Annotated in this window: 13 protein-coding genes and 1 rRNA gene; 7 read left to right on the top strand and 7 right to left on the bottom strand. The window is 71.7% G+C overall.

Going from position 1 to position 10,567, the window contains the following annotated elements; all coding sequences use genetic code 11:
* The first annotated feature begins 8 nt into the window (after positions 1-8).
* Together rrf and I2501_RS15790 are read left to right on the top strand one after the other, a co-directional pair.
* Positions 9-125, top strand: a 5S ribosomal RNA gene (gene rrf / locus I2501_RS15795).
* 69 nt (positions 126-194) lie between these two features.
* The gene (locus I2501_RS15790; RefSeq protein WP_236046355.1) at positions 195-818 is read left to right on the top strand and encodes a TetR/AcrR family transcriptional regulator; all 624 of its coding nucleotides are present in this window, start codon (positions 195-197) and stop codon (positions 816-818) included.
* Here the strand turns inward: I2501_RS15790 and I2501_RS15785 are convergent.
* Complete coding sequence (locus I2501_RS15785; RefSeq protein ID WP_196194611.1) at positions 801-1,757, bottom strand: ArsR/SmtB family transcription factor; 957 nt, start codon at positions 1,755-1,757, stop codon at positions 801-803. The genes I2501_RS15790 and I2501_RS15785 overlap by 18 nt on opposite strands.
* A gap of 152 nt (positions 1,758-1,909) precedes the next feature.
* On the opposite strand from I2501_RS15785, the gene I2501_RS15780 reads away from it, so the two are divergent.
* Positions 1,910-3,145, top strand: coding sequence for an alpha/beta hydrolase (locus I2501_RS15780; RefSeq protein WP_196194610.1), 1,236 nt, complete (start codon positions 1,910-1,912; stop codon positions 3,143-3,145).
* Positions 3,146-3,158: 13 nt separating this feature from the next.
* Here I2501_RS15780 and I2501_RS15775 read toward each other — a convergent pair whose 3' ends face one another.
* The 5 genes from I2501_RS15775 to I2501_RS15755 all read right to left on the bottom strand — a co-directional run bounded on the left by I2501_RS15775 (position 3,159) and on the right by I2501_RS15755 (position 6,039).
* A complete protein-coding gene (locus tag I2501_RS15775; RefSeq protein ID WP_196194609.1) occupies positions 3,159-3,818 on the bottom strand; it encodes a YidC/Oxa1 family membrane protein insertase in 660 nt (219 codons plus the stop codon).
* A 126-nt stretch (positions 3,819-3,944) separates the two neighbouring features.
* The gene (locus tag I2501_RS15770; protein ID WP_196194608.1) at positions 3,945-4,268 is read right to left on the bottom strand and encodes a DUF6412 domain-containing protein; all 324 of its coding nucleotides are present in this window, start codon (positions 4,266-4,268) and stop codon (positions 3,945-3,947) included.
* 116 nt (positions 4,269-4,384) lie between these two features.
* Complete coding sequence (locus I2501_RS15765; RefSeq protein WP_196194607.1) at positions 4,385-4,882, bottom strand: nucleoside deaminase; 498 nt, start codon at positions 4,880-4,882, stop codon at positions 4,385-4,387.
* A gap of 43 nt (positions 4,883-4,925) precedes the next feature.
* On the bottom strand, positions 4,926-5,396 hold the full coding sequence (gene cynS, locus I2501_RS15760) for a cyanase (RefSeq protein WP_196194606.1): 471 nt from the start codon (positions 5,394-5,396) through the stop codon (positions 4,926-4,928).
* Positions 5,397-5,451: 55 nt separating this feature from the next.
* Positions 5,452-6,039: a carbonic anhydrase gene (locus I2501_RS15755; protein WP_196194605.1), complete on the bottom strand. Its 588-nt coding sequence runs from the start codon at positions 6,037-6,039 to the stop codon at positions 5,452-5,454.
* A gap of 123 nt (positions 6,040-6,162) precedes the next feature.
* Here I2501_RS15755 and cynR point away from each other — a divergent pair, with 123 nt between their 5' ends.
* Positions 6,163-7,071: a transcriptional regulator CynR gene (cynR, locus tag I2501_RS15750; protein ID WP_196194604.1), complete on the top strand. Its 909-nt coding sequence runs from the start codon at positions 6,163-6,165 to the stop codon at positions 7,069-7,071.
* A gap of 94 nt (positions 7,072-7,165) precedes the next feature.
* Complete coding sequence (locus I2501_RS15745; protein WP_196194603.1) at positions 7,166-8,068, top strand: alpha/beta hydrolase; 903 nt, start codon at positions 7,166-7,168, stop codon at positions 8,066-8,068.
* Between the two features lie 30 nt (positions 8,069-8,098).
* Here I2501_RS15745 and I2501_RS15740 read toward each other — a convergent pair whose 3' ends face one another.
* A complete protein-coding gene (locus I2501_RS15740; protein WP_196194602.1) occupies positions 8,099-9,274 on the bottom strand; it encodes a DUF5685 family protein in 1,176 nt (391 codons plus the stop codon).
* Positions 9,275-9,417: 143 nt separating this feature from the next.
* On the opposite strand from I2501_RS15740, the gene I2501_RS15735 reads away from it, so the two are divergent.
* Positions 9,418-9,795: an antibiotic biosynthesis monooxygenase family protein gene (locus tag I2501_RS15735; RefSeq protein ID WP_196194601.1), complete on the top strand. Its 378-nt coding sequence runs from the start codon at positions 9,418-9,420 to the stop codon at positions 9,793-9,795.
* 76 nt (positions 9,796-9,871) lie between these two features.
* Positions 9,872-10,507, top strand: a complete 636-nt coding sequence (locus tag I2501_RS15730) for a YigZ family protein (protein WP_196194600.1) — start codon at positions 9,872-9,874, stop codon at positions 10,505-10,507.
* Positions 10,508-10,567: the final 60 nt, after the last annotated feature.

Genomic DNA, 10,567 nt, shown 5'->3' with positions numbered 1-10,567 from the left:
CATCGTGTTTCGGTGGTCATAGCGTGAGGGAAACGCCCGGTTACATTCCGAACCCGGAAGCTAAGCCTCACAGCGCCGATGGTACTGCAGGGGGGACCCTGTGGGAGAGTAGGACGCCGCCGAACAATCTTTCCAGTGAAGCCCCCTGACCTCGTGTCAGGGGGCTTCACTGCGTTATGGGTTACGCTCCGCAGGTGGAATCCAATTCGGGCTATCGGCGTTCGACCGGCTCTCCGCGGGGAGAGGCCCGGCGGCAGGAGTTGCTGGAGCGGGTGACCGACGACCTGGCCGTCAACGGGCTGGTCGACTTCTCGCTCCGCCGCGCCGCCCGCGCCGCCGGGACCACGCACAAGGTGCTGCTCTATCACTTCGACGGGGCCGACGACCTGCTCCGCCAGGCCGTCGCGCGGCTCCGGCAGCGTCGGATCGACCATGCGATCGCGTCCCTGAGCGAGGAGCGCGGACCGTCGACGTTGGCGGAGCGGGTGCGCGTGGTCTGGCCGATGCTGATGGGTGAGGAGCCGGGCCTGGCACGGGTGTTGGACCAGGCGATGGGGCTGGCGATGTACGACCCCGACCGCCACCGGGAGTTGGGCCGCCACGCGTCGGCGCAGTACCTGCCGATCCTGACGTCGCTCTGTCCGCCTGAGTGGAGCGAGGACCGCAAGCGTGGGGTGGCCGAGATGATCCTGGCTTGTCTGCGCGGCTTCCTGCTGGAGCGCCTGATCAGCGGCGACCGCGCCGGCGTCGAAGCCGGGTTCGAGTCGCTGCTCCGCGCGCTGGAACGCGAGGAGCAGATCTCAGCGGGGGACGAGTAGCAGGTCGCCGAGGGCCGTCCGGCGATGCAGGACCGCCTTGCCCGCGCGGGAGGTCGAGATCAGCCCGGCTCCGCGCAGGGCAGCCGTATGGGCGGAGACCGAGGCGGCGCTGACGCCGAGTCGTCGCGCGAGCTCCGTCGTGCTGTGGCCCTCGGCCAGCAGGTGCAGCAGTTCGGTGCGGGTGGGGCCGATCACCTTGGCCAGTGCTTCGGCACCTGTGCCGCCGTCGGTCTGCGGGAGCAGGCCCGAGCCGGCCGCGTAGGTGACCGTGACCGGACGGTCCGGGAGGTCGATCAGCAGCGGGTCGCCGTACCAGTGGAAGCTGGGCAGGAGGACGACACCCCGCCCGGCGAGGTGGATCTCCCGGGGCTTCCCCGGTAGTTCCCAGACGAAGCTGTCGAGGCGGGCACCCGGCAGGAGCTGGGCGAGAACCGTGCCGACACCGCTCTGGGCCAGCTGAACGGCCAGCCGGACGAACTCCATGTGGTGCCGGTCCTGTACCTCTGGCCAGACGGGTGCGAGGAGTGACTCGTACGCGGCCCCGAATGCGCGCCCGAGCACCTGCACGGCGTCGGTATCACCGCCGTGCAGGGCGCGTACCCAGCTCGGCGCGGGTTTCCGGGCAGTGACGTAGACACGCTCCAGTTCGGAGCTGACGACCTGACGCGGAGTCGCGCAGATGTCGTCCAGGGCCTCCTGAAGGGAGTCCGCCGGTGCGTCGAGGAAGCTCGGTGCCGTTCCGGCCGGGACGAGGTCGGCGAGTGGAGCGGCCGCGGCGGGCAGCGCGTGGAACGCCTTGCGTCGCCAGGCGCCGTGGAGCAGCGTGCCGTCCCGGCCGCACAGGGTCATCAGCGCGGTGTTGAGTTCCTGAAGCGGGGCGGGCCGGGGCGCGAGAGTGACCCGGGTGAAGTCGTCGGGCGTGAAGTTGATGCGGATCATGCTGCCCCCGAACGGCTCTGCCCCCGAACGGCTCTACCATCGAACGACTCTGCCCTCGAACGGCTCTGCCCCGAGTGGGACGAGGGCGCCATGCTTGAGGCTCCAACCTAAATGATCGCCTGTGCAGACGAGGCCGGCGCAGGATGCAGTCCATGACAGACCACTACCTCGGTACGTTTCCCGTCAGCCGACGCACCGTCACCAGGAGTGCGGTGCTGGGATTGGCCGCCGCATTCGCAGGACTGGGGACGGGCGCGACCCCCGTTGCGGCGGACGGGCCGACGGCGGCGGACCTCGTGCTCGACCTGCCTGCGCCGACGGGCCGCCATCGGGTCGGACAGCAGCCCGTCTACCTGGTCGACCCCTCGCGTCCTGATCCCTGGGAGGCTGACTATCCGGTGCGGGAGTTGATGCTGACGGTCTTCTATCCGGCGCGTGACGTCGCCGGGTCCGTGCCCGCGCCGCAGTTGCCGAAGCTGGCCGCGAGCCTGTTCGGCCGGGTCATGCAGTTCAGTCCGTTGCAGCTTCCCGCAGCCGGGGTGGACTGGGGTTCCACCCTGTCGCATTCCGATCTCGGCGCCCCGGCTCTGCCCGGCCGGTGGCCGGTGCTGGTGTACAGCCCCGGCGGCGGTGACCCGCGTGGTCTGGGTACCTGCCTGGCCGAGGAGTTGGCCAGTCACGGGGCGGTCGTCGTGACGGTGGACCACCCCGGGGACGCTGCCGTGGTCGAGTTCCCCGGCGTCACCGCGTTCCGGTCCGGGCGGGTGCGGACGACGGTCCTGCGGGGCGACCCGCGGGACCAGCCGTCGCTCTTCCGCACCATGATCGACGCGCGGATCGCCGACCTGCACTTCGTCCTGGCCCAACTTGGACGCGCCTCCGAACTGCCGCTGCCGGAAGGCCTTGCCGACTCGCTCGACCTGCGCCGTGTCGGCGTGTACGGGCACTCGGCAGGCGGGAGCGCCGTCACCGAGGTGCTGTTCGAGAACCGGGAGGTGCGCGCCGGGATCAACCTGGAGGGTTACCTGGACTACCCGCCCGCGCTTCCCGGCGGGACGCCCGAGGCGTTCCCCGTTGCTGCGAGCGGGGTGGACCGGCCGCTGTTCCTCCTCGGCAGCTCGGGGTTCGACCGGGAGCAGGAGTTGGACCGGTCGTGGGCGGAGGTCGCCAGGAACTCGGGGCGCTGGGTCCGAAGCGCTCGGATCGCCGACGCCAACCACTGGGTCTTCACGGACTGCGCGGCCGTGATCCCGCAGCTCCAGATCGCCGGGCTGATGACCGCTGCGCAGCGCGACGCGCTGGTGGGAGCTGTCGACCCGGCCGTGTCCGTCCCGGAGGTCCGCCGCGCGGTGCGTCAGTTCTTCGCCCGGCACCTGGCGACTTGGTGAACCACCGTCATCGTCAGGTCAGCAGGGCCTTCTCGCCGAGGGTCCAGGCGGTGGTGGTGAGCAGGTAGAGGCCGGCTGCGAGCGGGAGGAAGGCGGCGAACACCGCCGTGCCGAAGGACAGGTAGGCCAGCGGGCTGGACTTCAGGGAGATTCGGCGGGTGCGTCGGTAGGTGAGGTAGCCGAGCGCGAGCAGGCCGGCGAGCACGGCGCAGAAGACGGCGAGGTGGGCTGCCCCGGCGAGGGCGGTCAGGTGGGCGCTGAGGGGGACGCCGAGCAAGGTGTGCCCGAGCAGAGCCTGGGAGGCCGGGTCGCTGGTGCTGGTGAAGAGGCGGTACATGACGGACGTGAACGGCACCTGTAGCAGCAAGGGCAGGCAGCCTGAGAGCGGCGAGACGCCCTCCTCCCGGTACAGGGTGGTGAGTTCGCGCTGCATGCGGTCGGGGTCCTTGCGGTGCCGCTCGCGCAGTGCGGTGACGCGGGGAGCGAGGTGGTTGCGCGTCTTTTCGCCGCGCGCGGCGGCTCGGGCGAGCGGGTGGAGCAGCAGGCGTACGGCGAGGGTGAACACCACGATGCCGAGCGCGACCGGCATCAGGTGCGACAACTGTGCGACGGCGTCCCTGGCGAGGCCGACCGCGGGGTCGAGGACGGTGAACGGGGACAGGGAAACTGACATGACGAGCGGGCCCTCCGGCTTTGGGCACGCGGGCGTGGGCACGGCAGTCTCGGCCCAGCGCGGCGCGGCGTGTGACACGTATCGGCACGGAAGGGCGGCCGCGCAGGCAGGAGAGTGAACGGGCCGTCAGGCCCGGGATGCTGAACCGGCCGCCCTGGAGGCGGCGGACGGTGCTCGTGGGCGGCTGCGGCCGCGGCCGTCGGGGTCGCGCTGGGGCATGAAGGCGGTCAGCCACGCGTACTCGCGTCGGGTGGCAGGCCCCGGACCGGCGGATGCCGTCGGTCCGAGCAGGCGCAGCAGCGGGATGCTGCCCGCGACCAGACAGACCATCAAGGCGAGCGTCGCTGCGGCGACGGTGGCGAAGCCCAGGGCGGCAGGGTGCGGGAGCAGGGCGTCCAGCACCCTGCCGAGCAGGGCGAGGAGGGTGAGCAGAACGGTTGCGCGCTGCACGTCGCCCTCCCCTCGTTCCCGCTGCGCCTGTGTGATCGACCCGTGTGAGCCGCGTCTTCCCGCATCATGCCACGTAAGGAGGACGGAGGGAGGACGCTAGGAGATCCCGTCGGACCTCAGGCGGTCGGGGCTCCGGCGACGCGGCGTTCGCCGCCGTTGCGGGCCTGCCAGGCGCGGTAGACGTCGACGGCGGCCTCGCTCGGCTCGTGGCGCATGGGCAGTCGGCGGTCCTGGTAGGGCTTGGCGAACTCGTCGTAGAAGGTGGCGAGTTCGAAGTACTTGCGGTCGTCCACGTAGTGGGGCTCGTAGGCCTCGCGGCTGGTGAGGAAGACGACCTCGTCGGGTGAGCAGTAGTAGAGCGAGCCCAGGCACATCGGGCAGGGGTGGGCGAGGACGTAGATGGTGGCGCCGGTCAGGTGCTCGGTGCCGAGCTTGGTGCAGGCCTCGCGGATGGCGAGGATCTCGGCGTGGGCGGTGGGGTCGTTCGTCTGGGCGACCCGGTTGGGGCTTTCGGCGAGGATCTCGCCGTCCTTGACGATGACGGTCGCGAAGGGTCGGCCGCCCTCGGCGACGTTCTGTCGGGCGAGGTCGATGGTGCGCTGGACGAAGTCCACGGGGATCTCCGGGAGGTGAGGGAAAGGGCCTAGAGGACGGGCGTCAGAAGGGCTTGGTCGGCAGGTACTTGCCGTCCAGAGTGATGACGGCGCGCTCGCCGCCCTCGGGGTCGGCGACCTTCTTCACGTCGAGCTTGAAGTTGATCGCGGAGATGATGCCGTCGCCGAACTGCTCGTGGACCAGGGCCTTGAGGGTGGTGCCGTAGACCTGGAGCATCTCGTAGAAGCGGTAGATCGTCGGGTCGGTGGGGACGCGGTCGGTGATCGAGCCTCGGGTCGGGACGGTCTGCAGCAGCATTGCGGCGTCCTCGTCGAGGCCGAGGAGCTCGGCGACCGCCTTGGCTGCGGCCTCCGGCAGGGCGTGCTGGCCGAGGACGGCGGCGGTGGTGAAGGCCACCGACAGGCCGGAGACGTCGGCGATCTGCTGCCAGGAGAGGTCCTTGCGGGTCTTGGCGTCGACGGCGGCGACGGCGAGGGTCTGGCGGGCGGTCGGGTCGAGCTGGGCGTGCAGCATGGTCGGTAGGTCCTTTGCTTCGAGGTGAGGGTTCAGGTGGACGGTCTGTCGCGGGTCAGGCCGCGAGCTCTGCGGTGACGGCGGTCAGGTCCTCGACGGTGCCGGTGGCGATGTCGAAGACCCAGCCGTGCAGCGAGATCTGACGCGCCGCCAGGGCGCGGGCGACGGAGGGGTGGGTGGCCAGGTTCGCCAGCTGGGCCAGCACGTTCTGGCGGACCAGGGCGGGGACGTCGCCGGTGGCCGGGGTGCGGGCCTGGGACGAGTCCGCGTGCCGCAGCCAGGCGGCGACCGCCGGAGCGCCGCTGAGGTCGTCGCCGTGGGCGAGCGCGGTCATCGCGCCGCAGGCCGAGTGGCCGCAGACAACGATGTTCTCCACGCCCAGCGCGGTGACGGCGTACTCGATGCTCGCGGTCACCCCGTCGCCGCCGGGGTTGTAGGCGGGGACCAGGTTTCCGGCGGTGCGGACGACGAAGAGGTCGCCCGGCTCGGTGCCGGTGATCAGCTCGGGGACGACGCGCGCGTCGGAGCAGCCGATGAACAGCGTGTGCGGCGAGTGGTGCGTGGCCAGACGGGCGAAGAGCTCCGTCTTGGCGGGGAAGACGTCCCGCTGGAAACGCGCGACGCCCTCGGTGAGGTCCTGCATGGGGCACTCCCTTCGGTGGGACCGGCCGCTGGGGCCTGCTGAGATCCACCATGCATGACCTGTGGCTATAGCGTCCAAGAGCTATTAGGCATAAGAGCCATTGGTGACATCTATAGTGGGGGCATGGCCGCCCTGGAACTGCGTCATCTGCGCTATCTGCTCGCCGTCGCCGAGCATGGCAACTTCACCCGCGCCGCCGACGACCTGCACATCTCCCAGCCCACGCTCTCCCAGCAGATCCGGCAATTGGAGCGGACCCTGGGCGTGCAGCTGCTGGACCGCAGCGGTCGGACGGTGCGGCTCACCGACGCCGGGGCGGTCTATGCCGACCATGCCCGCCGTGCGCTGCGCGATCTGGCCGCGGCCGAGCGGGCGCTGCGCGACGTGCAGGATCTCTCCCGTGGCCGGTTGCGGCTGGGCGTCACCCCGACGTTCACCGCCTACCTGGTCGGTCCGCTCGCCGCCGAGCTCCATGCCCGCCACCCCGGCGTCGAGCTGACGCTCGTCGAGACGACGCAGGACCGGGTCGAGGCCGCCCTGCTCGCCGACGAGTTGGACCTGGGCATCGCCTTCACCGGTCCGCACCTGCCCGGCATTGCTGCGACTGCCCTGTTCACCGAGTCGCTCAGCCTGGTGACCGGAGCTCCCCGCGCGCGGGCGGTGTCGGAGCCGCTGCCGGTGCAGGCGCTCAAGGATGAGCAACTGGCGCTCCTCAGCGGGGATTTCGCGACCCGTGGCCATATCGACGACTACCTCGCGGGCCATCGCATCGCGCCTCGGATCGCGGTCGAGGCCAACTCCGTCCAGGCGCTCACCGAGATCGTCCGGCGGACCCCGCTGGCGACGGTGCTGCCCGACGCCGTCACCCACGACCACCCGCATCTGACGCCCGTCCCGCTCGACCCGCCGCTGCCGACGCGGACCGTCGCCCTGCTGCGCCGGGAGGGGGTCTACGAGAGCGTCGCCGGCCGGGCCTTCACCCGGATCGTCGACGACCTGGTCCGCTCGCGCGGCTACGCCCCACCGGCGTGAGGGAGGAGCGGGACCCGGTGGACGCAATGTGAACCAGGTGGTTCACTTGAAGCAGGCGATCGGCGATCGGTATCGACGGCTCTCGGAGGTCGGCATGCTCGAGTCCGTTCAGCGGGAGAAGGTCCGGTTCAGCAGCGGCGGCGAGGAGTGCGCCGCGTGGTTCTACCCCGGGACCAACGGGGCGTGCGTGGTGATGGCGGGCGGGTTCGCCGTGCCGAAGGAGCCGGGGACCGACCGGTTCGCGCGGCGGTTCCAGCAGGCGGGGTTCAGCGCGCTCGGCTTCGATTACCGGCGGCTGGGGGAGAGCGGTGGCACACCGCGGCTGGTCCTGGGGATGCGCGACCATGTGGCCGACTGGCTGGCGGCGATCGCGTACGTGCGCACGCTGCCGGGCGTGGACCCGGACCGGGTCGGGCTGTGGGGGTTCTCGGCGTCCGGCGGGCTGGTGATGGAGGTCGTCGCCCGGTGCCCGGAGGTGGCGGCGGTGGTCGCGCAGTCGGCCAACGTCGGCGGACTGGCCGCGGCCCGGGCGCCGGCGCGGTACCAGAAGCCGGGAGCGATGCTGCGGCTGCTCGGGCGGGGTGTGCGGGACGCGCTCGGCGGGTTGGTCGGACGCGAGCCGCTGCTCGTCCCGCTGGCCGGGGCCCCGGGGACGGTGGCGCTGCTCAGCACGCCGGACGGGTGGGTGGTCCCGCATCCGCTCGATCCGGACGGCCGATACTCGCAGTGGCGGCAGGCGGTGGCGGCTCGCTCCGCGCTTGCGATGCCGCTGCACCGGTCCGGAAGCGCGGCGGCGCGGGTGCGCTGCCCGCTGCTGGCCGTGGTCTGCGACCAGGACCGGACCGCGCCGCCGGAAGCGACGATCGCGGCGGTGGAACGGGCGCCGCGCGGCGAGGTCGTCAGCGTTCCCGGCGGGCACTACGCGCCGTTCCTGGACGCCCACGAGCAGGCCGTCCGGGAGGAACTGGCCTTCCTGGAACGGCATCTCGTTCGCTGAGGCGTGAGGAGCGGTGGCACCAGCGCCTGTTCAGCAGCCGCCGCAGTCGCAGCACTCCAGGCATTCACAACACTCGCAGCACTCACAGCATTCGAGACCGTCGCAGCAGTCGCCGCAGTCCACGTCGCTGCACGGGCCTTGCACGCGGCGGCCGGTGCAGGGGTTCTCGTAGTCCTCGCGGCAGCAGGCCTGGCAGGTACAGCAGAGCAGCGCCCAGATCCCGCACGCGGCCAGCGGGTTGCGGCGTCGGCCCGGCGGGACGGGCGGGATCGGCGGCCCGAACGGGCTGTTGCGGAAGGGGTTCGGGCCCATGGGAGGCAGTGGGGGCTGCGGGGGCGGGTAGCTGCCGCGGGCGTGGCCGAAGGTGCGCCGGACTGCCGCGTCGGTCTCGTGGACCAGGAGGCGGTGGGCCAGCGTGGGGTCGTCCATCTCGACCTCGGCCAGGGCCAGCTTGATGCCGTGGACGGCGTCGCGGCACAGGCGCTCGGCCTCGTCCAGTGAGGTGCCGGTCGCGGCCAACGGGTTCCAGGCGCCCGCTGCCTGATCCTCCGTCAGATCCTCGACCGCGTCGAGCAGATGGGCGAGACGGCCGAAGTAGCGGCCCACCTCGCGGAGCGCGGCGGCATTGCCGGGGCGGCCCGCAAGGACGGCGGTGTGCTCCAGGGCGAGCGCCGTGGCCTCCTCGGTCGGGGCCGTCACCAGCAGCACCGAGGAGCCGAGGCCCGCGGACTGCTCCAGCGCGGTCTGCTGCGCCAGCGTGTCGAAGAGGACACCGGTGTCGAAGCCCAACTCCGCGCCGCCGCGCAGGCTCTGGCGTCGCCAGCGGTCCGCCATGCCGCCCGCCGCGGCGGCGACCGGACGCCTCGCGAACGCGCCGTCGCGGTCGTCGACGTGGTCGCGGACCTTCGCCGACGCCAGCGCCAGGGAGACGGCGGCGGCCAGCCGGGCGCCCGCGCCGCGCGCGACCGGCGCGGAACGCATCCCACGCAGCGGGCAGGGACCGGCGGTGCGCCGGTCGTCCGAGGTGGACGGGCGCTGCGCCTCGACCAGGACGGAGACGATCAGTCCGTCGTAGTTGGTCGCGGTCCGGGCCAGTTGGCCGTGGCCGTCCCGCAGCGCGAGGCAGAGCCCGCACAGATGCGCCATCCAGCTGCGTTGCAGCTTCTCGCCGAGCCGATGACGGCAGGGACGAATGATCCCGAACATGTGACTGTCCTCCCCCGGACGCTTCGAGCGATCACCTTAGCGGGGGCGGACTCTCGTCGCGGCGTACAGCGGCCTGACAGAATGATCATCACCACCCAGTGCGGGCAGCACAACGCCCGCCCTTGCAGCCGGAGGAGACCCCGATGGAAGCCAAGCGCCCCGCCCGGACCCCCCAACCGCCGTACTACAGCGTGGTCTTCACCTCCGTCCGGGAGGAGGGTGACCACGGCTACTCCGAGATGGCGAAGGAGATGGCCGAGTTGGTGAGGAGCCAGCCGGGCTTCCTCGGCTCGGACGAGTGCCGTGGCGCGGACGGCCTCGGCATCACCGTCGCCTACTTCGACACCGAGGAGAACGTCAAGGCCTGGCGTGCCAACGCCTCCCACACCGTGGCGCGGAACCTGGGCCGGGAGCGGTGGTACAAGTCCTACGCCCTGCACGTGGCCAAGGTCGAGCGCGCCTACAGCTGGGAGCGACCCGAGGACTCTGAGCAGTCCGAGGAGTCGGAGCAGCCCGAGTAGCCCGCCGAGTAACCTGGGCGCGACCAGGACGTATGTCCGAGACAGCGCACGCGCAGCAGAACCGGGAGGCCCGACCATGGCGTACCTGACCGTGGCCGGGCCGGGGGTCCACGAGCTCGAGGTGAAGAAGTCCCGCTTCGTCTGCCACCTCGCCCGGGTCGAGGACGAGGCCGCCGCTCAGGCGTTCATCGCCGGGATCCGCAAGGAGTTCTGGGACGCCCGGCACAACTGCACCGCCTTCGTGGTCGGCGACGACCCGCGCCGGGAGCGTTCCAACGACGACGGCGAACCGGCGGGGACGGCGGGCGCGCCGATGCTGGAGGTGCTGCGCCGACGCGGGCTGACCGACACGGTCGCCGTGGTCACCCGGTATTTCGGCGGTGTGCTGCTCGGCGCGGGCGGTCTGGTCCGCGCCTACGGCGGAGTCGTCTCGGCCGCGCTGGACGAGGTCGGTCTGGTCGAGCGGCGGCCGGTCGCGCTGATCGAGGTGACCACCGACCACGTCCGCGCCGGACGGCTGGAGAACGACCTGCGGTCGGCCGGGTACGTCGTGCGGGACGTCGCGTACGACGCCGTCGACGTGGTGATCGAGGTCGGGGTGCCGGAGGAGTCGGTGCCCGGCTTCGACGCCTGGCTGGCCGAGGCCACCGGCGGCGAGGCGCTGGCGGAGCGAACCGGCACCACCCGCGTGGACGTACCCGTCGCCCGGTAGGCGTCTAGGCCGACTCGCCGTGCCGTCCGACTCGCCATGTCGGAATCCGACAAAGATTCG

The sequence above is a fragment of the Streptacidiphilus fuscans genome, assembly GCF_015690355.1.
Lineage (GTDB): Bacteria > Actinomycetota > Actinomycetes > Streptomycetales > Streptomycetaceae > Streptacidiphilus > Streptacidiphilus fuscans.
The sequence above is the reverse complement of the archived record's forward strand: the minus strand, read 5'-3'. Positions and strand labels throughout refer to the sequence as shown.

Bases quoted from the DNA above. Each gene is read 5' to 3' on its own strand.
- I2501_RS15785 (WP_196194611.1), bottom strand. From the start codon at position 1,757: ATGATCCGCATCAACTTCACGCCCGACGACTTCACCCGGGTCACTCTC.
- I2501_RS15780 (WP_196194610.1), top strand. From the start codon at position 1,910: ATGACAGACCACTACCTCGGTACGTTTCCCGTCAGCCGACGCACCGTC.
- I2501_RS15775 (WP_196194609.1), bottom strand. From the start codon at position 3,818: ATGTCAGTTTCCCTGTCCCCGTTCACCGTCCTCGACCCCGCGGTCGGC.
- cynS (WP_196194606.1), bottom strand. From the start codon at position 5,396: ATGCTGCACGCCCAGCTCGACCCGACCGCCCGCCAGACCCTCGCCGTC.
- I2501_RS15755 (WP_196194605.1), bottom strand. From the start codon at position 6,039: ATGCAGGACCTCACCGAGGGCGTCGCGCGTTTCCAGCGGGACGTCTTC.
- cynR (WP_196194604.1), top strand. From the start codon at position 6,163: ATGGCCGCCCTGGAACTGCGTCATCTGCGCTATCTGCTCGCCGTCGCC.
- I2501_RS15745 (WP_196194603.1), top strand. From the start codon at position 7,166: ATGCTCGAGTCCGTTCAGCGGGAGAAGGTCCGGTTCAGCAGCGGCGGC.
- I2501_RS15740 (WP_196194602.1), bottom strand. From the start codon at position 9,274: ATGTTCGGGATCATTCGTCCCTGCCGTCATCGGCTCGGCGAGAAGCTG.
- I2501_RS15735 (WP_196194601.1), top strand. From the start codon at position 9,418: ATGGAAGCCAAGCGCCCCGCCCGGACCCCCCAACCGCCGTACTACAGC.
- I2501_RS15730 (WP_196194600.1), top strand. From the start codon at position 9,872: ATGGCGTACCTGACCGTGGCCGGGCCGGGGGTCCACGAGCTCGAGGTG.